General features: G+C 68.5%; 17 protein-coding genes. 7 read left to right on the top strand and 10 right to left on the bottom strand.

The features are described from left to right. Positions 1 to 115: 115 nt before the first annotated feature. Positions 116 to 2,593: a DNA topoisomerase (ATP-hydrolyzing) subunit A gene (locus ACFVTX_RS17850; protein ID WP_386902512.1), complete on the bottom strand. Its 2,478-nt coding sequence runs from the start codon at positions 2,591 to 2,593 to the stop codon at positions 116 to 118. Positions 2,594 to 2,668: 75 nt separating this feature from the next. On the opposite strand from ACFVTX_RS17850, the gene ACFVTX_RS17845 reads away from it, so the two are divergent. Further along, positions 2,669 to 3,817 carry an alkaline phosphatase family protein gene (locus ACFVTX_RS17845; protein ID WP_386902510.1) on the top strand — a complete coding sequence of 383 codons (1,149 nt, stop codon included), beginning with the start codon at positions 2,669 to 2,671 and terminating at the stop codon, positions 3,815 to 3,817. 67 nt (positions 3,818 to 3,884) lie between these two features. Here the strand turns inward: ACFVTX_RS17845 and ACFVTX_RS17840 are convergent, their stop codons facing one another. After that, positions 3,885 to 4,469, bottom strand: coding sequence for a DUF3043 domain-containing protein (locus tag ACFVTX_RS17840; protein ID WP_386902508.1), 585 nt, complete (start codon positions 4,467 to 4,469; stop codon positions 3,885 to 3,887). A gap of 36 nt (positions 4,470 to 4,505) precedes the next feature. On the opposite strand from ACFVTX_RS17840, the gene ACFVTX_RS17835 reads away from it, so the two are divergent. From ACFVTX_RS17835 to ACFVTX_RS17815, 5 genes are all read left to right on the top strand, one after another. Next, positions 4,506 to 5,948, top strand: a complete 1,443-nt coding sequence (locus tag ACFVTX_RS17835) for a dipeptidase (RefSeq protein ID WP_386902506.1) — start codon at positions 4,506 to 4,508, stop codon at positions 5,946 to 5,948. Positions 5,949 to 6,047: 99 nt separating this feature from the next. Beyond that, positions 6,048 to 6,398: an iron-sulfur cluster insertion protein ErpA gene (gene erpA, locus ACFVTX_RS17830; protein WP_386902504.1), complete on the top strand. Its 351-nt coding sequence runs from the start codon at positions 6,048 to 6,050 to the stop codon at positions 6,396 to 6,398. Between the two features lie 198 nt (positions 6,399 to 6,596). After that, on the top strand, positions 6,597 to 7,499 hold the full coding sequence (gene coxB / locus ACFVTX_RS17825; RefSeq protein ID WP_386902502.1) for a cytochrome c oxidase subunit II: 903 nt from the start codon (positions 6,597 to 6,599) through the stop codon (positions 7,497 to 7,499). Beyond that, positions 7,496 to 9,232 (top strand): cytochrome c oxidase subunit I, encoded by a 1,737-nt coding sequence (gene ctaD / locus ACFVTX_RS17820; RefSeq protein ID WP_386902500.1) that lies wholly within the window; start codon positions 7,496 to 7,498, stop codon positions 9,230 to 9,232. The genes coxB and ctaD overlap by 4 nt, the downstream gene beginning before the upstream one ends. Further along, positions 9,232 to 9,663, top strand: coding sequence for a cytochrome c oxidase subunit 4 (locus ACFVTX_RS17815; RefSeq protein ID WP_386902498.1), 432 nt, complete (start codon positions 9,232 to 9,234; stop codon positions 9,661 to 9,663). Before ctaD ends, ACFVTX_RS17815 begins: the two co-directional genes overlap by 1 nt. A gap of 107 nt (positions 9,664 to 9,770) precedes the next feature. Here ACFVTX_RS17815 and ACFVTX_RS17810 read toward each other — a convergent pair whose 3' ends face one another. The 6 genes from ACFVTX_RS17810 to ACFVTX_RS17785 are packed head-to-tail and all read right to left on the bottom strand — an operon-like array spanning position 9,771 to position 15,620. Next, on the bottom strand, positions 9,771 to 10,478 hold the full coding sequence (locus tag ACFVTX_RS17810; protein ID WP_386902496.1) for an SAM-dependent methyltransferase: 708 nt from the start codon (positions 10,476 to 10,478) through the stop codon (positions 9,771 to 9,773). A gap of 21 nt (positions 10,479 to 10,499) precedes the next feature. Next, the gene (locus ACFVTX_RS17805) at positions 10,500 to 11,390 is read right to left on the bottom strand and encodes a methyltransferase domain-containing protein (RefSeq protein ID WP_386902494.1); all 891 of its coding nucleotides are present in this window, start codon (positions 11,388 to 11,390) and stop codon (positions 10,500 to 10,502) included. 32 nt (positions 11,391 to 11,422) lie between these two features. Further along, positions 11,423 to 13,030, bottom strand: coding sequence for a cytochrome bc complex cytochrome b subunit (locus ACFVTX_RS17800; protein WP_386902492.1), 1,608 nt, complete (start codon positions 13,028 to 13,030; stop codon positions 11,423 to 11,425). After that, positions 13,027 to 14,103 carry a Rieske 2Fe-2S domain-containing protein gene (locus ACFVTX_RS17795; RefSeq protein WP_386902490.1) on the bottom strand — a complete coding sequence of 359 codons (1,077 nt, stop codon included), beginning with the start codon at positions 14,101 to 14,103 and terminating at the stop codon, positions 13,027 to 13,029. The genes ACFVTX_RS17800 and ACFVTX_RS17795 overlap by 4 nt, the downstream gene beginning before the upstream one ends. A 37-nt stretch (positions 14,104 to 14,140) precedes the next feature. Continuing rightward, on the bottom strand, positions 14,141 to 14,935 hold the full coding sequence (locus ACFVTX_RS17790) for a c-type cytochrome (protein WP_386902488.1): 795 nt from the start codon (positions 14,933 to 14,935) through the stop codon (positions 14,141 to 14,143). A gap of 49 nt (positions 14,936 to 14,984) precedes the next feature. Further along, the gene (locus tag ACFVTX_RS17785) at positions 14,985 to 15,620 is read right to left on the bottom strand and encodes a heme-copper oxidase subunit III (protein WP_157424496.1); all 636 of its coding nucleotides are present in this window, start codon (positions 15,618 to 15,620) and stop codon (positions 14,985 to 14,987) included. Positions 15,621 to 15,758: 138 nt separating this feature from the next. Here ACFVTX_RS17785 and trpD point away from each other — a divergent pair, with 138 nt between their 5' ends. Next, complete coding sequence (gene trpD, locus ACFVTX_RS17780) at positions 15,759 to 16,811, top strand: anthranilate phosphoribosyltransferase (protein ID WP_386902486.1); 1,053 nt, start codon at positions 15,759 to 15,761, stop codon at positions 16,809 to 16,811. Positions 16,812 to 16,907: 96 nt separating this feature from the next. Here the strand turns inward: trpD and glpK are convergent, their stop codons facing one another. Then, positions 16,908 to 18,422, bottom strand: a complete 1,515-nt coding sequence (glpK, locus tag ACFVTX_RS17775) for a glycerol kinase GlpK (protein ID WP_386902484.1) — start codon at positions 18,420 to 18,422, stop codon at positions 16,908 to 16,910. Between the two features lie 99 nt (positions 18,423 to 18,521). Continuing rightward, on the bottom strand, positions 18,522 to 19,280 hold the full coding sequence (locus ACFVTX_RS17770) for an MIP/aquaporin family protein (RefSeq protein WP_386902482.1): 759 nt from the start codon (positions 19,278 to 19,280) through the stop codon (positions 18,522 to 18,524). Positions 19,281 to 19,403 lie beyond the last annotated feature (123 nt).

The raw sequence follows: 19,403 nt of genomic DNA, 5'->3' as shown, positions 1-19,403 counted from the left end.
GTACGCTCGCTCGCGAAACGAGCGCGAACGACCGCGAACGCGAAAGCGAGCGCGAGAAGGGCGGGCACCCGATCGGGTGCCCGCCCTTCAGCGTTCGTCGGAGGCGTCGGCCGGGTCAGCCGACCCGGCGGCCCACCGCGGCGACGACCGATTCGAGCGGCTGCCCAGACCCGTCGCGCTTCGCGCCCGAGTCGGGCAGCTCGCGCGCCGAGCCGTCGGGCCCGACCGCGAGAGCGGGGGCAGGGCCGACCCAGGCGAGGTGCAGTGCGTCTTCGCCCTTGAGGAACCGTTGGGCTCGCACCCCGCCGGTCGCCCGGCCCTTCGCCGGGAACTCGGCGAAGTCGCTCACCTTCGCGCTGCCGGGGTCGGTGCCGAGCAGGGTGTCGGTCGATGCGGCCACCGTGACGACGACCGACTCGGCCGCCGTCTCGGCGGGCACGCTCGTGAAGTGGATGACGTGCGACCCCGAACCGAGGTTGATGCCGGCCATGCCGCCGGCAGGGCAGCCCTGGGGGCGCACCGAGCTCGCGGAGAAGCGCAGCAGCTGCGCATCGGAGGCGACGAACACGAGTTCATCGCTCTCGTCGCCCTGAACGGCGCCGACGACCTCGTCGCCCGCCTTGAGGCCGATGACCTCGAACTCGGGCTTGTTCGGGTACGCGCCGGTCGCGACGCGCTTGACGACGCCCTGCTTCGTGCCGATGGCGATCGAACGATCGGAGCCGAGCGAGACGAGCGCGAGGATGTGCTCGTCGCGGTTCGGCAGCGCGAGATAGTCGGCCACCTTCACGCCGGCGCCGAGCTGCACCGAGGTGGGCGGCAGCATCGGCAGGTCGACCGGGGTGAACCGGATCAGGCGCCCGCGGCTCGTGACGGCGCCGATCTCCGCCCGGCTCGTCGTGTCGAGCGAGGAGAGGATCGCGTCGTGCTTGCTGCGGCGCGCGGGGACGGTGATCGACGGCGCGCCCTCGGGGCCCTCGGGCAGGTCGACGCGGGCGATGCGGCCCGTCACCGAGAGGAAGACGCGGCACGGGACATCCGCCACCTCGAGCGCAGCGGCCGCCGCCCGCTTGGCTGCAGCGCCCGCGATCGACGGGCGGGCATCGGTGAGGAGCGTGCGGCGCGGGGTGCCGAACCGCTCGGCCGTCTCGGCGAGCTCGTCGGAGACGAGCGCCTCGATGCGGTGGCGGCTCGCGAGCAGCGCCTCGAGCTCCTCGATCTCTGCGCGCAGCTTGTCGCGCTCGGCCTCGAGCTCGATGCGCGAGAACTTCGTGAGGCGGCGCAACTGCAGCTCGAGGATGTACTCGGCCTGCACCTGGCTGAGGTCGAAGACCTCCATCAGGCGGCTGCGGGCGGCGGCCGTGTCGTCGGAGCCGCGGATGAGCTGGATGACCTCGTCGATGTCGAGGATCGCGATGAGCAGGCCCTCGACGAGGTGCAGCCGTTCGCGACGACGTGCGAGACGGTACTCGCAACGCCGCGTGACGACCGAGATGCGGTGGCCGACGTACACCTGCAGCAGCTCGCGGAGACCGAGGGTCTGCGGGCCGCCGTCGACGAGGGCGACGTTGTTGATGTTGAAGGAGTCCTCGAGCGGGGTCAGCCGGTAGAGCTGCTCGAGCACCGCGTCGGGGCTGAACCCGGTCTTGATGCCGATGACGAGCCGCAGCCCGTTCGTGCGGTCGGTGAGGTCGGTGACGTCGGAGATGCCGTTGATCTTCTTGGCGTTCACCCCGTCCTTGATCTTCTCGATGACCTTCTCGGGGCCGACGAGGTAGGGCAGTTCGGTGACGACGAGGCCGGTCTTGCGAGCGGTGATCTGCTCGACCGAGACCTTCGCACGCGTCTTGAAGCTGCCGCGGCCCGTCGCGTACGCGTCGCGGATGCCGGCGAGGCCGACGATCGTGCCACCCGTCGGCAGGTCGGGGCCGGGCACGAACTCCATGAGCTCGTCGAGGGTCGCGTCGGGGTTCGCGATGAGGTGACGGGCGGCGCCGACGACCTCGATGAGGTTGTGCGGGGCCATGTTCGTCGCCATGCCGACCGCGATGCCGGCGGCGCCGTTCACGAGCAGGTTCGGATAGGCGGCGGGCAGCACCTCGGGCTGGGTGAGCTGGTTGTCGTAGTTCGGCACGAAGTCGACGACGTCTTCGTCGAGGCCGTCCGTCATCGCGAGCGCGGTCGAGGCGAGGCGCGCCTCGGTGTAGCGCGGGGCGGCGGGCCCGTCGTCGAGCGAACCGAAGTTGCCGTGGCCGTCGACGAGCGGCACGCGGAGGGTGAAGGCCTGCGCCATGCGCACGAGCGCGTCGTAGATGGCGGTGTCGCCGTGCGGGTGCAGCTTGCCCATCACCTCGCCGACGACGCGGGCCGACTTGACGTGGCCCTTGTCGGGCCGCAGGCCCATCTCGCTCATCTGGTAGAGGATGCGCCGCTGCACGGGCTTCAGCCCGTCGCGGGCGTCGGGGAGCGCCCGCGAGTAGATCACCGAATAGGCGTACTCGAGGAACGATCCCTGCATCTCGGTGGCGACGTCGACGTCTTCGATGTGCTCGACGATGGGTTCGTCGGCGGACTGCGATCTGGCTCGGGTCATCCGTGGTTTCTGTGCCGTGCGTGCGGGGCACGCGGGGGAACGGGGGCGCGCCCGGCCTGTGCCAGACTGGGCGCGATGTCTGCCATGCTACCCGTGCCCGCCGACACCGCCCCGCGCCTCACCGCGGTGCTCGGCAGTTCGCTCGCGAGCCTCGCCGGGGTGCCGAATCCGCTCGACCTCGCGCCGGCCCGCAGCGCGGTCGTCGTGCTCGTCGACGGGCTCGGCGCCGCGAACCTCCGTCAGCGCGCCGGACACGCCCGCCACCTCGCCGGAGCGATGGCGAAGCGCGACGTCATCCACACCGTCTTCCCCTCCACGACGGCCGCGGCCCTCGCGAGCCTCACCACGGGCACCATGCCGGGAGCCCACGGACTCGTCGGCTACCGCACCCTCGACGCCGCCCACGACCGCCTCGTGAACCAGCTCAACGGCTGGGACGCCGGCATGCGCCCCGAGACCTGGCAGTTGCGCCCCACGATCTTCGAGGAGGCGACGGCCGCCGGCATCGACGCCGTCGCGATCGGCGCCCCCCGGTACGCCGACTCGGGCTTCACCCGGGCGGTGCTGCGCGGTGCGCGCTACCTGCCGGGCACGAGCATGGGCGACCGCTTCGACGCCGCGCTCGAGGTGCTCGACTCCGGTGCGCCTGCGCTGATGTACCTCTACATCCCCGAACTCGACCAGGCCGCCCACGCGTACGGCTGGGAGTCGGACCGCTGGCTCGGCCTCCTCGAACAGCTCGACGGCGAGATCTCACGATTCGAGCAGCGGATGCCACGGGGCACGGGCCTCCTCGTCACCGCCGACCACGGCGTGGTCGACGTCCCGGCCCATCGGCAGGTCTTCGTCGACCAGAAGCCCGAGCTCGTCGACGGCGTCAGGCATGTCGGGGGAGAGCCGCGGTTCCTCCACCTCTACTTCGAACCCGAGCTCGACGACGCCGCGCGGGCGCAGCTCGTCGAGCGCTGGCGCGAGTCGGAGTCGCAGCGGAGCTGGGTCGCCACCCGCGACGAGGCGATCGCCACGGGCCTCTTCGGCGACGTCGACCCGGTCGCCGCGCCCCGCATCGGCGACCTCCTCGTCGCCGCCCGCTCGGGCATCGCCTACTACGACCGCCGCGTCGCCGACCGGCAGGCCGAGGCCATGATCGGCCAGCACGGCTCGCTCAGCGACGAAGAGGTCCGGGTGCCGCTCATCAGGCGGGGCGCCTACCAGCGCGCCTGATCGAGCCCGAAACGCGAGGATGCCACGTGGCCGGCCGGCCACATGGCATCCTCGATGTGCGAATCGATCAGGCGGGGTACTGGCGTCGCTTGACCTGGGGCTTCGGCAGGCGCAGGGGGCGCAGCTGCAGCGCACGCATCGCCGCGTACCAGCGCACCTTCTCGACCTTGTCCTCGCCGAACTTCGCCTTGAGCTTCTTGGTGAGGATGAAGCCGAGGATCACGACGTCGAGCACCGCGACGAGGAAGAAGGCCCACAGCGACATGATGCCGATGGCCTGCACCTCGGCGCTCGGGATGAACGTCAGGATGATGACGGCGAACATCACGGGGATGAGCACCTCGCCGATGCTGAACCGCGCGTCGACGTAGTCGCGCACGTACTTCTTCTGCGGGCCGCGGTCGCGCATGGGCAGGTACTTCTCATCGCCCATCGCCATGCCCACACGGGCGCGCTCGCGGGCGTCGGCCGCCTTGACGCGCGCCTGCTTCGCCGCTTCCTTGCGGTCGTTCGGCACGAGTGGGCGCTTGTTCGCAGCCTCGCGCTCGGCGCGGGTCGGGGTGGGGGTGCCCTTGCCGCCGCTCTTCAGGCGGGCCTGGGTCTCTTCGAGCGTCTCGGCGCTCGGCTCGGTGCTGTTGGGTTGCTTTGCCACGGGGTCCTCGAATCGGTTGCCTTTAAGATTACCGGCATGACCGACTCTCTCCCCAACGCCGCTGAGACCGATGCGGCGAACCCGCAGGTCGACGCGATCCGTTCCGCCGTCGAAGCCGGGTTCCCCACGACGATCGCCGACCTGACGCGACTCGTGAAGATCCCCTCCGTCTCGTGGCCCGCCTTCGATCCCGCCAACCTGCAGGCGAGCGCCGACGCCGTCGCCGAGCTCGTGCGCGGACTCGGGGTGTTCGACCTCGTCGACGTGCGCCGCGCGCCCGTCGCGGGCGCCGAGCACGACGCCGACCCGCAGCTCGGCTCGCCCGCGGTCATCGCGCACCGCGCCGCCCGCAACGGCCGCCCGACCGTGCTCCTCTACGCGCACCACGACGTGCAGCCCCCCGGGAAGGACGAGGACTGGGACTCGGCGCCGTTCGAGCCGACCCTTCGCGGCGACCGCCTCTACGGTCGCGGCGCAGCCGACGACAAGGCCGGCATCATGGCGCACGTCGGCGCGATCCGCGCCCTCACCGAGGTGCTCGGAACGGACCTCGACCTCGGCATCGCGCTCTTCATCGAAGGCGAGGAGGAGTACCTCTCGCAGTCGTTCGGCAACTTCCTGCACGCGCACCGCGAACTGCTCGCGGCCGACGCGATCATCGTCGCCGACTCCGGCAACTGGGACCTCGAGACCCCCGCCATCACCGTCGCCCTCCGCGGCGCGGTCGCCTTCAACCTGCGTATCGACACGCTCGCGCACGCCTCCCACTCGGGGATGTTCGGCGGCGCGGTGCCCGACGCGATGCTCGCGGCGATCCGTCTGCTCGACACGCTCTGGGCCGCCGACGGCTCGGTCGCGGTCGACGGGCTCACCTCGGCCGGGCTCGAGACGCCCGCGTACGACGAGGCGCAGCTGCGCGCCGAGACGGGCCTGCTCGACGGCGTCGCCCCCATCGGCAACGACACGATCCTCTCGCGCATCTGGTCGCAGCCGGCGATCACGATCACGGGCATCGACGCGCCCGACATCGCGAACGCCTCGAACACGCTCGTGCCCGGTGTGCGCGTGCGCGTGAGCGCCCGGGTCGCCCCCGGACAGGACGCCCGCGAGGCGTACGAGGCGATCCGCGCCCACCTCGAGCGGAATGCCCCCTTCGGCGCCCGCCTCACCTTCGAGGACGTCGACACCGGTCAGCCCTTCCTCGTCGACACGAGCGGCTGGGCGGTCGAGGAGACCCGTGGCGCCATGGAGGACGCCTGGGGCAAGCCCGCCGTCGAGATCGGCGTCGGCGGCTCCATCCCGTTCATCGCCGAACTCGTCGACGAGTTCCCGCAGGCGCAGATCCTCGTGACGGGCGTCGAAGACCCCGACTCGCGGGCCCACAGCCCCAACGAGTCGCTGCACCTCGGTGTCTTCCAGCGCGCGCTGCTCGCGGAGGCCCTGTTCCTCGCACGGCTCGACGCGCGCACGGGGGAGTGAGGCCGGCCGGGATATTCCCGGCCGTTCCCTGCCGCCGTGCAGCTCACGGCGGTTACCATTGGATGAGATCAGGCGTTTCCTGACGCATCAAGGAGAGACATGAGCGACACGATCACCGACAGCACGCACGGCGTGAAGCTGAGCGACCCCGCCGCCGACAAGGTGCGCAGCCTGCTCGCGCAGGAGGGTCGCGAAGACCTGCGCCTCCGCGTCGCGGTGCAGCCCGGCGGATGCTCCGGGCTGATCTACCAGCTCTACTTCGACGAGCGACTGCTCGACGGAGACGCGGTCGTCGACTTCGAGGGCGTCGAGGTCGTCGTCGACAAGATGAGCGTGCCGTACCTCGACGGCGCCTCGATCGACTTCGAGGACTCGATCCAGAAGCAGGGCTTCACGATCGACAACCCCAACGCGCAGGGCAGCTGCGCATGCGGTGACTCGTTCCACTGAGCGCTCGCACAACATCCCGAGAGGAGGCCGTGAAAGCGGCCTCCTTTCGTGTTTTCTGCAGATCGAAGGGTGTTTTCAGGGCGCGGCGCGCCCGACACCGCCCTTCGGTGCACACCTCGGGCGTGGAGTCGGAGTAGGCTAGACAACGATCAATGCGCTTCGCTGTGAAGCGCCTTCGAGTCTCCCGAAAGGTCACCGGTGCGCCACAATCGCCGTCTCCGATGGGCTGCTATTCCGATCGCAGCGTCACTCAGCCTCGTCCTCGCCGGGTGCACGCAGGCTCAGTTGAACGGATTCCTCCCAGGCTTCGTCGAGGGTGAAGCCCCCGTCACGAACCACACCGAGCGCATCTCGGGTCTGTGGGTCACTTCGTGGATCGTGCTCCTCATCGTCGGTGTCATCACCTGGGGTCTCACGATCTGGGCCGTCATCGCGTACCGCCGCCGGAAGGGCCAGACCGGCCTGCCCGTGCAGCTGCGGTACAACATGCCCATCGAGGTGTTCTACACGATCATCCCGCTCATCCTCGTGCTGGGGTTCTTCGCGTTCACCGCGCGTGACCAGCAGGCGATCGAGCAGCGCTTCGCGGAAGACGAGATCGACGTCAAGGTCGAGGTCATCGCCAAGCAGTGGGCGTGGGACTTCAACTACGTGAACGAAGACGTGTACTCGCCCGGCATCCAGGGCCAGCTCGACGACGAGGGCCCCAAGGGCTCGCTCGTCCAGTCGGAGCTGCCGACCCTGTACCTGCCCGTCGGCAAGAACGTCGAGATCGAGCTCGAGTCGCGCGACGTGATCCACTCGTTCTGGGTCGTCGACTTCCTCTACAAGAAGGACATGTTCCCGGGCAAGACGAACTACATGTCGTTCGTCCCCGAGCGCGAGGGCACCTACGCCGGCAAGTGCGCCGAGCTCTGCGGCGAGTACCACTCGCTCATGCTCTTCAACGTCGAGGTCGTGTCGGAGGCCGAGTACGAGAAGTACATCGAGTCGCTGCGCGACGCCGGCCAGGAGGGCCAGCTGTCGAGCGAGTACGACCGCAACCAGAACCTGCCCGGTACGGGCGCGCCCGAACTGAACGAGGAGCACGAAGCCGAATGAGCACCACGACCGCACCGGCTCGACCTCAGTCGAGCAGCCTGCCGTTCGGCGCCTCGAAGGTCGAACGCAAGGGCAACGTCCTCGTGAAGTGGATCACGTCCACCGACCACAAGGTCATTGGGTACATGTACCTGATCACCGCCTTCATCTACTTCTGCATCGGCGGCGTGATGGCCCTCATCATCCGCGCGCAGCTCTTCGAGCCCGGCCTGGAGCTCATCCAGACCCGCGAGCAGTACAACCAGCTGTTCACGATGCACGGCACGATCATGCTCCTCATGTTCGCGACGCCGCTCTTCGCAGGCTTCGCGAACGTGCTCATGCCGCTGCAGATCGGTGCGCCCGACGTCGCGTTCCCGCGACTCAACGCCTTCGCGTACTGGCTCTTCAACTTCGGTTCGCTCATGGCGGTCGCCGGCTTCTTCACCCCGCAGGGTGCCGCCTCGTTCGGTTGGTTCGCATATCAGCCGCTCGCGTCGACCACCTTCTCACCGGGTGTCGGCGGCAACCTCTGGATGATCGGCCTCGGCCTCTCGGGCTTCGGCACCATCCTCGGTGCGGTGAACTTCATCACCACGATCATCACGATGCGCGCCCCCGGCATGACCATGTTCCGCATGCCGATCTTCACCTGGAACACGCTCGTCACCTCGATCCTCGTGCTGATGGCGTTCCCGGTGCTCGCCGCCGCGATGCTCGCCGCCGCCGCCGACCGCGTGTTCGGTGCCCACATCTACGACCCCGCCAACGGCGGCGTCATCCTGTGGCAGCACCTCTTCTGGTTCTTCGGCCACCCCGAGGTGTACATCATCGCGCTGCCGTTCTTCGGCATCGTCTCCGAGATCTTCCCGGTCTTCAGCCGCAAGCCGATCTTCGGCTACAAGACCCTCATCTACGCGACGATCGCGATCGCTGCGCTCTCGGTCACCGTGTGGGCCCACCACATGTACGTCACCGGCTCGGTGCTGCTGCCCTTCTTCGCCCTCATGACGATGCTGATCGCCGTTCCGACGGGTGTGAAGATCTTCAACTGGGTCGGCACGATGTGGCGAGGCTCGATCACCTTCGAGACGCCGCTCATCTGGTCGCTCGGCTTCCTCATCACCTTCGTGTTCGGTGGTCTGACCGGTGTCATCCTCGCGTCGCCGCCGCTCGACTTCCACGTGTCCGACACGTACTTCGTCGTCGCCCACTTCCACTACGTGGTGTTCGGCACCGTCGTGTTCGCGATGTTCGCCGGCTTCTACTTCTGGTGGCCCAAGTGGACCGGCAAGATGCTGAACGAGACGCTCGGCAAGTGGCACTTCTGGCTGCTGTTCATCGGCTTCCACACGACGTTCCTCGTGCAGCACTGGCTCGGTGTCGTCGCCATGCCGCGCCGGTACTACTCGTACCTGCCTGAAGACAACATCACCTGGATGAACCAGCTGTCGACGATCGGCGCCTTCATCCTCGCCATCTCGCTCATCCCGTTCTTCCTGAACGTCTACATCACGGCACGTCGCGCGCCGAAGGTCACGGTCAACGACCCGTGGGGCTACGGCGGCTCGCTCGAGTGGGCGACCAGCTGCCCGCCGCCGCGCCACAACTTCACGTCGATCCCGCGCATCCGCTCCGAGCGTCCCGCGTTCGACCTGAACCACCCCGAGGCCGGCATCCCGGTCGGCATCGGCCCTGCGAAGGACGCCCCTGAGGCACCGACGTACGACGCCGCCACGGAGGAGATCAAGTAATGCGCGCCAACGTCATCCTGTTCTGGATCCTGACGGTCTTCTTCGTGATCATGGCCGGCGTGTACGCCGCCTGGAGCTGGGCCGACAACGCCGCGCACGGGCTCAACCACCCCGAGTGGGCGGGCACCGTCACGATCACGCTGACCGCGATCCTGTCGGGCTTCATCGCCTTCTACCTCGGCCGCGTGCACAAGGCGCAGGGCGCTGAGCTCCCTGAGGACCGCCTCGACGCCAACATCGACGACGGTGACGCCGAACTCGGCTTCTTCAGCCCGTGGAGCTGGTGGCCGATCATGCTCGCCGGTGCGGCCGCGCTCCTGTTCCTCGGCCTCGCGGTCGGGTTCTGGATCTCGTTCATCGCCGTCGGCATCGGCCTCATCAGCCTCGTCGGCTGGGTCTACGAGTACTACCGCGGCAACTTCGCCCGCTGAGCCTCGATACCTCGAAGCCCCCGGTCGCCTCACGGCGCCGGGGGCTTCGTCGTACTCAGGCGCACTCGGCGGCCTCCGGTCGGCGACCGCCTGCTGCGGAACTGACCTCAGCGCCGGGCGCCGACGACGCACCAGGCGCCGTCCCGTTCCCGGAGCTCGGTGCGCAGACCATGGCGGGCGAGGACGTCGATCATCGACTCGGGGGAGTGGACGTAGCCGCGGTAGCTCCGGCCGATGAGTCTCATCATCAGGTTCTCCGCCGCCACCGCGAACCTGGTCATGCGCGTCACCGGCGGGTGGGTGAAGACGAGCGCGCGGCGGGCGGCGTCGGCGGCAGCTGCGAGCAGTCGGTCTGCGTCGGGATAGCAGCAGACGACCCGGTGCAGGAGCACGATGTCGGCGCGATCGACGGCATCGGGGTGTTCGGCCAGGTCCAGGCCGACCTTTCGCGTCACCCGATCGGCGACCCCGGCCTCGTTCGCAAGCCTGGCAGCCTGTGATTCGTATGCCGAGGAGAGTTCGAGATTCTCAGCGCTTGTGGCGCCTCGGGCGAGCAGCGCAAGCTGCAACTCACCGACGCCGCCGCCGATCTCGAGGACGCGCGACCCGACGACTCCGACCTCGTCGGTCAGGAAGGCGAGCATTCGGCGCTCGGGCTCGCTCGGGCCGTGTCTCGTGTAGCGACGGGCCATCCGCTGCGCGAAGCGCGCATCGAAGACGGCATCGTAGCGATCGACGCCGGGGTGTTCGTCGGGCGCGGGAGATCCGCAGCAGTCGTCCACAGGATCAGTCTGGGCCACCTGCCGCCGCCGCACGGGCGAATGCAGCCAGTCGTCTCAGCCTGCGGCGAGTGTGCGCGCGAACACGAGCACGTCGACCGAGATGGTCACGGGCTCGACGTCGGGCGCAGACGAACCGGCGGGGGCAACCTCGGTACCCGACGCAGCGCCATCGTCGTCGGGGCGATGGTGGGCCGACGGTCCCATCTCGGCGATTCGGAGTCTGGTGGCCTCGCCGGCGTCGAGTCGGTACTCGACGACGCGCCGCTCGCGCACGGCGAACTCGAGTTCGGCGAACTGATCGACGAGCCGGTCGGACTTGCCGCTCGGGATGTCGAGCACGAGTCCGTCGCGGCGCAGCTCGGCGAGATGCCGTTCGGTCGGCACGACGGTGACGATCACTCCGTCGGGGTGGAGGACGCGTGCGAACTCCTCGAGGTTGCGCGGAGCGAACACGTTGAGGATGACGTCGACGCTGCGGTCGCGTACCGGGAGCGGGCGCCAGATGTCGAGCACGACGCCGGTCGCCGAGGGCAGCGTCCGAAGGCTCGCGCGCACCGCATCGGGTGAACGGTCGGCCAGGAGGAACTCGCCTGAGGGGAACGCGGTCGCGAGCTCCGCAGAGTAGTGTCCGGTGCCACAGCCGAGGTCGGCGATGCGGAGAGCGTCGTCGGGGGCCGCACTCGTCGCCGCTGCGCCGCGGACGACGTCGATGATGGCGTCGGAGATGGGGGAGTAGGCGCCGCTGCCGAGCAGCTCGGCGCGGGCGCGAAGCATCGCTGGGTCGTCGCCGATCGTGCGCGGCGCCTTCGGAGGCAGCAGCGTCACGTACCCGTACTTCGAGCGGTCGAATCGATGCCCCGAGTCGCAGCCGAGGGTGCGCTCGTCGACGGGTGAGAGGTCGTGGAAACAGTTCGGGCACCGAAGCCAGGTCGAGTCGATCGACATGGTTCGGTGCCCGGAACTGTGTGGTGCGTGCGTCAGTGGTGCTCGCCGTGGCCGGCTTCGAGCTCGCCCTTCGAGACCGGCGCGATGCGGTCCTCGAAGAACCAGCGCGAGAGCGAGGCGCGGATGCGCTGACCGACCGTGATCTTGCCGCGAGCGTTCGGGCGGATCATGAGCGGTTCGTAGCTCTCGAAGCTCACCAGGCGCCAGCGCTCGTACTCGTCGAGCGGCTGGTGCACCTCGATGAACTCGCCACCGGGGAGCTTGACGATGCGGCCCGACTCGAAGCCGTGCAGCACGATCTCGCGGTCCTTCTTCTGCAGGGCGATGCAGACGCGCTTCGTGATGAAGTACGCGATGAAGGGGCCGATGATGACGGTCGCCTGGAGTGCGTGGATCACGCCCTCCATGGTGAGCGAGAAGTGCGTCGCGAGGATGTCGGAGCTCGCCGCTGCCCAGAGGCCGGCGTAGAACGTGACGCCCGCGGCACCGATCGCGGTACGCGTCGGGGCGTTGCGCGGACGGTCGGCGATGTGGTGCTCGCGCTTGTCGCCCTTCACCCAGGCCTCGATGAACGGGTAGATCAGCACCGTCACGATGAACCCGCCGAGCACGACGAGCGGCACGATGATGTTGAACGACCAGGTGCGGTCGAGCCAGACGAACTCCCAGCCCGGCGGGATGAGACGCAGGGCGCCGTCGGCGAAGCCGATGTACCAGTCGGGCTGGGTACCGGCGGAGACGGGGGACGGGTCGTACGGGCCGTAGTTCCAGATCGGGTTGATCGTGAACATCGAGGCGATGAGCGCGAGCACACCGAAGACGATGAAGAAGAACCCGCCGGCCTTGGCCGCGTAGATCGGGAGGATGGGCGGGCCGACCGCGTTCTGCTGCGTCTTGCCGGGGCCCGCGTACTGGGTGTGCTTGTGCACGACCACGAACACGAGGTGGAGGGCCACGAGGGCGACCACCAGGGCGGGGAGCAGCAGGATGTGCAGCGTGTAGAGGCGGCCGACGATCGCGGTGCCCGGGAACTCGCCGCCGAAGAGGAGGAACGAGGTCCACGTGCCGATCAGGGGGATGCCCTTGATCATGCCGTCGATGATGCGGAGGCCGTTGCCCGAGAGGAGGTCGTCGGGGAGCGAGTAGCCGGTGAAGCCCTCGGCCATCGCGAGGATGAAGAGGATGAAGCCGATCACCCAGTTCAGCTCGCGCGGCTTGCGGAATGCGCCCGTGAAGAAGATGCGGAGCATGTGCAGGCCGATTGCCGCCACGAAGAGCAGCGCGCCCCAGTGGTGCATCTGACGGACGAAGAGACCGCCGCGGATGTCGAAGGAGATGTCGAGGGTCGACGCCATCGCGACCGACATCTCGACGCCCTTGAGCGGCACGTACGAGCCGTCGTAGTGGACCTCGGCCATGGAGGCCTGGAAGAAGAACGTCAGGAAGGTACCCGAGATGAGCACCACGACGAACGCGAAGAGCGCGACCTCACCGAGGAGGAAGGACCAGTGGTCGGGGAACGCCTTGCGACCGAGCTCCTTGACGAAGCCGGCGACACTCGTCCGTTCGTTGACGTAGACGGAGGCTGCCGCGGTGAACGACCGCTTCTGCGGCGCGGTGGCGGACGGTGCGGTGCTCAATGGCGCTCCCAGAAGCTCGGGCCGACGGGTTCGGTGAAGTCGCTCTGCGCGATGAGGTAGCCCTCGTCGTCGACGGCGATGGGCAGCTGCGGCAGCGGCCGCTTGGCCGGGCCGAAGATGACCTCGCAGTGGTTCGCCACGTCGAACTGCGACTGGTGGCAGGGGCAGAGCAGGTGGTGCGTGTGCTGCTCGTACAGCGCCACCGGGCAGCCGACGTGGGTGCAGATCTTCGAGTACGCGACGATGCCCTCGTACGACCAGGACTCGCGGTCGGGGAGCTCGTTGAGCTCATCGGGGTTGAGGCGCATGAGCAGCACGGCTGCCTTCGCCTTCTCTTCGAGCTTGCCGTGCTCGAGCTCGCTGAGGCCCTCGGGGATCACGTGAAAGGCGCTGCCGATGGTGACGTCGGAGGCCTTGATCGGGGTGCCGGAGGGGTCGAGCGCGAGGCGCGTGCCCTTCTTCCACATGGTGTGGCTGAGGAGCTCGACGGGGATCTGGTCCTGCGGGGCGAAGCCGCGGAACAGCACGACGGCCGGCAGCGGGAACACCAGCAGGGCGCCGATGAGGCTGTTGCGGATCGCCGCACGACGGGTGAAGCCCGACTCGCGGTCGGCGTCGGCGAAGACCTTCGCGGCCGCCGCCTGCGTCTCGGGGGAGCCGCCGATCGGGTGACGCTCGTCGGCGAGCTCGACGTCGGTCATGATCGCCTTCGCCCAGTGCACCGCACCGAAACCGATGCCGAACAGGGCCAGCGTCGCGCCGAGGCCGATGAACATGTTGTTCAGGCGGACGTCGCCGACGTTGTTCGACTCCATCGGGAACAGCATGTAGGCGGCGATCGCCCAGACGCTGCCCAAGATGGAAAGGTAGAACAGGGTGTAGACCGTGCGCTGGGCGCGCTTCTCGCGCTTGGGGTCTTCGTCAGTGACGCGGGGTCGGTGCGGCGGGAATCCGGGGTTCTCGAACGCGTCGGCGGCGATGACCGCAGTACCCGGCGAGACGGCTGAATCGTGCGCGGCGTGCGACGAGTCGGCAGCGGCGATTTCCGCGCCGCTGTGGTCGTCCTGTGCCATGGTTCTCCTTCGTAGCTTCTTCAGTGCCGGGTGTGCGCTAGTTGGACTTCGCCGTGATCCACACGGTGATCGCGACGATCGCGCCGAGACCGAAGATCCAGATGAACAGACCCTCCGCGACCGGGCCGAGCGAGCCGAGCTCGAATCCGCCGGGTGAACGGTTGTCCTGGACGTACTTGAGGTACGTGATGACGTCGCGCTTGTCTTCGGGCGAGATGTTCAGGTCGTTGAACACCGGCATGTTCTGCGGGCCCGTGACCATGGCCTCGTAGATGTGGACGCCCGAGACGTCGGTGAGCGGGGGAGCGAACTTGCCCTCGGTCAGCGCACCGCCGGCACCGGCGACGTTGTGGCACATCGCGCAGTTGATGCGGAAGAGTTCGGCACCGTTCGCGGCGTCGCCGCCGCCGTTGACGAGGTGGTCGCTCGGGATCTCGGGGCCGGGGCCCAGCGAGGCGACGTAGTACGCGAGCTGCTTGACCTGCTCGTCGGTGAACTGCACGGGCTTCTGCTGAGCCTGCGGGCCCTGCATCTGCATCGGCATGCGGCCGGTGCCGACCTGGAAGTCGACCGAGGCGGCGCCGACGCCCACGAGGCTGGGGCCGTTCTCGGTGCCCTGGGCCTCGAGGCCGTGGCAGGTGGCGCAGTTCGCCTGGAAGAGCTTCTTGCCCTCTTCGATGGTCTGCTGCGAGTTCGGGTCGACTTCGGCCTGGGCGACGGTGCCGGTGCTGAGTGCTGCGTAGGCGCCGCCGGTGAAGACGAGGCCGAGCGCGAGGAGCGCGGCGGTGGCGAGCGGGTGCCGGCGGCCGGCGCGTCGCTTCGAGCGAGTCATGTGGTTCTTCCTGTTCACGGGCATAGGGGCTGACGCTTCTCGGGGCGGCTTACTTCAGGACGTAGATGACGAGGAAGAGGCCGATCCAGACGACGTCGACGAAGTGCCAGTAGTACGAGACGACGATCGCGCTCGTGGCTTCGCGGTGTCCGAAGTTCTTGACCGCGAACACGCGGCCGATGATGAGGAGGAACGCGATGAGGCCGCCGGTGACGTGGAGGCCGTGGAAGCCGGTCGTCAGGTAGAAGGCGGAGCCGTAGGCGTTGGAGTCGATCGCGATGCCTTCGGAGACGAGGGTCGCGTACTCCCAGACCTGGCCGGCGACGAAGATCGAGCCCATGGCGAAGGTGAGGAAGAACCACTCGACCATGCCCCACTTCGCGACGTTGTACCACGCGCCGGTCGCGTACGGCTGCATGCGCTCCGCCGCGAACACGCCGAACTGGCAAGCGAACGACGACAGCACGAGGATGATCGTGTTCGTCAGCGAGAACGGGAAGTTGAGTCGATCGGCCTCGAACGCCCAGAGCTCGGGCGACGTCGACCGCAGCGTGAAGTAGATCGCGAAGAGGCCGGCGAAGAACATGACCTCGCTGCCCAGCCACACGATCGTGCCCACGGCAACGGTGTTCGGTCGATTGATCACGGGCGCGCTCGCCTGATAAGTGATTGAGGTGCTCGTCACCCTCCCATTATGGCCGAAATCAGGCCTGAGTTTTCGTCATCCGGGGGCGCCGTGTCGTTCGAGGTCGGTAAGGGAACCCTAAGTGGCGCTGTGGGAAGCCCGGGAATCCGCCGTGAATCGGGCGGATAGGATCGGGTCATGCCCGCTCACCAGAATTGGCCCGATGTCCTGAACTCGCTTCTACAGGGGGTAGATCTCAGCGTTTCGGATGCCGCGTGGTGCATGGAACAGGTCATGACGGGTGAGGCGACCGAGGCGCAGCTTGCGGCGTTCCTCATCGCGCTCCGCATCAAGGGCGAGACGGTCGACGAGATCGTGGGCTTCCGCGATGCGGTGCTCGAACACGCCGTGCCGCTCGACGCCGACCCGATGGCGCTCGACATCGTCGGCACCGGCGGTGACCGCTTCGGCACGGTCAACGTGTCGACGATGGCCTCGATCGTGGCCGCCGCCTCGGGTGTGCCCGTGATCAAGCACGGCAACCGGGCGGCGAGCAGCGCCTCGGGTTCCTCCGACGTGCTCGCCGCGCTCGGGCTCGACCTGGCCCTGCCGGCCGAGCGGGTGACGCAGGTGCTCGACGAGGCCGGCATCACCTTCGCCTACGCCGCGGCGTTCCACCCCGGCTTCCGCCACGCGGGCGCGGTGCGTGCGCAGCTCGGCGTGCCGACCGTCTTCAACTTCCTCGGCCCGCTCTGCAACCCGGCGCGCCCGGAAGCCTCCGCCGTCGGCGTGGCACAGCTCGACCGGGTGCCGCTCATCGTCGGCGTGTTCCAGACCCGCGGCGCGACCGCGCTCGTGTTCCGCGGCGACGACGGGCTCGACGAGCTCACCACCACCGGCCACAGCCACGTCTGGGAGGTCTCGGGCGGCACGGTCAAGGAGCACGATCTCGACCCCCGCGATCTCGGCATCGCCCGAGCGAGCATCGACGACCTCATGGGCGGCGACGCCGCGCACAACGCCGCGGTCGTCCACGAGGTGCTCGGCGGGGCGCGCGGCCCGGTGCGCGACATCGTCGTGCTGAACGCGGCCGCGGGGCTCGTGTCGTTCGAGCTCGCGAACGACCCGTCCCAGTTCCAGCGGCCGATCCTCGACCGGTTCCGCGACAAGATGGCCGTCGCCGAGGCGACGATCGACAGCGGCGCCGCCGCGACGAAGCTCGAGGAGTGGATCGCAGCGACGAAGCGCTGAGGCGCGACGAACTCGCCCCACCCGCATCGAGAACGGCCCCGTGGCATCCACGGGGCCGTTCTCTTCGTTCTCGGGCGCGCGAGCAGCGCGAGCCGCTCAGCTCACGTCTTCGTCGACCCAGTCGAAGGTCTTCGAGACCGCCTTCTTCCAGAGGCGGAGCTGGCGGTCCCGCTCGGCGGCGTCCATCTGCGGCTCCCAGCGGGAGTCCTCCTGCCAGTTCTTGCGCAGGTCGTCGAGATCGCTCCAGAAGCCGACGGCGAGTCCTGCCGCGTACGCGGCGCCGAGCGCCGTCGTCTCGGCGACGACGGGGCGCACCACGGGAACCCCGAGGATGTCGGCCTGGAACTGCATGAGCGTGTTGTTCGCGATCATGCCTCCGTCGACCTTCAGCTCGGTCAGGTCGACACCGGAGTCGGCGTTGACGGCGTCGAGCACCTCGCGCGTCTGGAACGCCGTCGCCTCGAGTGCGGCCCGTGCGATGTGCCCCTTGTTCACGTAGCGGGTGAGTCCCACGAGGGCGCCGCGGGCATCGGCCCGCCAGTACGGCGCGAACAGGCCCGAGAACGCCGGCACGAAGTACGCACCGCCGTTGTCCTCGACGGACTTCGCGAGCTCTTCGACCTCGGGTGCACTCGAGATGAGGCCGAGGTTGTCGCGCAGCCACTGGATCAGCGAGCCGGTGACGGCGATCGAGCCCTCGAGCGCGTAGTGCGGCTTCTCGTCTCCGATCTGGTAGCCGAGGGTTGTGAGCAGTCCGTTCTTGGAGTGCACGATCTCCTCGCCCGTGTTGAAGATGAGGAAGTTGCCGGTGCCGTAGGTGTTCTTCGACTCGCCTGCGTCGAACGCGGCCTGGCCGAAGGTCGCCGCCTGCTGGTCGCCGAGGTCGCCCGCGATGGGCACCTCTCGCACGAGGCTCGACGTGTGGGCGATGCCGAACACGCCCGAGGAGGGCTTGATCTCGGGGAGCATCGAGCGGGGCACGCCGAACGCGGCGAGGATCTCGTCGTCCCACTGCAGGGTCTCGAGGTCCATGAACATCGTGCGGCTCGCGTTCGTGACATCCGTCGCGTGCACGCCGCCGTCGACGCCGCCCGTCAGGTTCCACAGCACCCAGGTGTCGGTCGTGCCGAACAGCAGGTCGCCGGCCTCGGCCTTCTCACGCGCGCCTGGCACGTTCTCGAGGATCCAGACGATCTTCGTGCCCGAGAAGTACGTCGCGAGCGGGAGGCCCACCTGCTGCTTGAACCGCTCCACGCCGCCGTCGGCCGCGAGGCGGTCGACGATCGGCTGGGTGCGGGTGTCCTGCCAGACGATCGCGTTGTACACCGGCTGGCCGGTGGTCTTGTCCCACACGACGGCGGTCTCGCGCTGGTTCGTGATGCCGATCGCGGCGATGTCGTGGCGGGTCAGGTGAGCCTTGCCGAGCGCCTGCCCGATGACCTCGCTGACGTTGTGCCAGATCTCGAGCGGGTCGTGCTCGACCCAGCCCGCCTTCGGGAAGATCTGCTCGTGCTCGAGCTGCCCGGTCGACACGATCGAGCCGGCCTTGTCGAAGATGATCGCGCGGGAACTGGTCGTGCCCTGGTCGATCGCCAGGATGTAGTCGGCCATGACTTCCTCTCATTCAGTCGTGCGCGAACGGTCGTGGCGCACGTTCGGTTCGATGATCGAGCGGTCGGTGGCGGGGCGCAGGCGCCCCGCCACCGGTACTCATCCGAGGACGGGCAGCAGCGCGAGCGCCGCCCACCCGGCGATGAGACCGCCGATGATGGGGCCGACGACCGGCACCCACGAGTAGGACCAGTCGGACGACCCCTTGCCCTTGATGGGCAGGATGGCGTGCGCGATGCGAGGACCGAGGTCACGGGCCGGGTTGATCGCGTAGCCGGTCGGGCCACCGAGCGACGCACCGATCGCGATCACGAGGAACGCGACGGGAATCGCCCCGAGCTCGGCCGGCGTGCCGCCGTAACTGAATCCGAGGATGACGAACACCAGCACGAAGGTGCCGATGATCTCGGTGACGAGGTTCCACCCGTAGGAGCGGATCGCGGGACCGGTCGAGAACACGGCGAGCTTCGCCGCCGCTTCCGGCTCCTCGTCGAAGTGCTGCTTGTATGCGAGCCAGCAGAAGATCGCACCGAGGAACGCGCCGACCATCTGCGCGCCGATGTAGGTTCCGATGGATGCTCCGTCGATGGGGATTCCGGGCACGAAGTCCGTCTCGCCCTTGCCGAGGAAGTTCGCGGTGATCCCGAGCGTGACCGCCGGGTTGAGGTGGGCCCCGGACGCGTACGACACGATGACGCCGGAGAAGACCGCGAGGCCCCAGCCGATGTTCACCATGAGGAACCCGCCGTTGTGGCCCTTCGTCCTGATGAGCGCGACATTGGCGACCACGCCGCAACCGAGCAGCACCAGCATCGCCGTGCCGACCATCTCCGAGAGGAAGATGACTCCGAGATTCATTGCAACCCCCTTCGACGCGGGAGCTTCGTCGCCCCCGCTCAAGGGTCACGATAGTCTCGTGGCCCCTTCTGGGGGAATGGCTGGGCCGGAATCGTCGGAATGCCTCTTACATGCGGGGCGCCC

Source organism: Agromyces sp. NPDC058136 (assembly GCF_042884375.1).
GTDB lineage: Bacteria > Actinomycetota > Actinomycetes > Actinomycetales > Microbacteriaceae > Agromyces.
The sequence above is the reverse complement of the archived record's forward strand: the minus strand, read 5'-3'. Positions and strand labels throughout refer to the sequence as shown.

Coding starts and splice junctions, on each gene's coding strand:
- ACFVTX_RS17850 (WP_386902512.1), bottom strand. CDS start 2,593: ATGACCCGAGCCAGATCGCAGTCCGCCGACGAACCCATCGTCGAGCAC.
- ACFVTX_RS17795 (WP_386902490.1), bottom strand. CDS start 14,103: ATGGCACAGGACGACCACAGCGGCGCGGAAATCGCCGCTGCCGACTCG.
- ACFVTX_RS17770 (WP_386902482.1), bottom strand. CDS start 19,280: ATGAATCTCGGAGTCATCTTCCTCTCGGAGATGGTCGGCACGGCGATG.
- ACFVTX_RS17835 (WP_386902506.1), top strand. CDS start 4,506: ATGACCGACTCTCTCCCCAACGCCGCTGAGACCGATGCGGCGAACCCG.
- ACFVTX_RS17790 (WP_386902488.1), bottom strand. CDS start 14,935: ATGACTCGCTCGAAGCGACGCGCCGGCCGCCGGCACCCGCTCGCCACC.
- glpK (WP_386902484.1), bottom strand. CDS start 18,422: ATGGCCGACTACATCCTGGCGATCGACCAGGGCACGACCAGTTCCCGC.
- ctaD (WP_386902500.1), top strand. CDS start 7,496: ATGAGCACCACGACCGCACCGGCTCGACCTCAGTCGAGCAGCCTGCCG.
- ACFVTX_RS17845 (WP_386902510.1), top strand. CDS start 2,669: ATGTCTGCCATGCTACCCGTGCCCGCCGACACCGCCCCGCGCCTCACC.
- trpD (WP_386902486.1), top strand. CDS start 15,759: ATGCCCGCTCACCAGAATTGGCCCGATGTCCTGAACTCGCTTCTACAG.
- ACFVTX_RS17805 (WP_386902494.1), bottom strand. CDS start 11,390: ATGTCGATCGACTCGACCTGGCTTCGGTGCCCGAACTGTTTCCACGAC.
- erpA (WP_386902504.1), top strand. CDS start 6,048: ATGAGCGACACGATCACCGACAGCACGCACGGCGTGAAGCTGAGCGAC.
- ACFVTX_RS17815 (WP_386902498.1), top strand. CDS start 9,232: ATGCGCGCCAACGTCATCCTGTTCTGGATCCTGACGGTCTTCTTCGTG.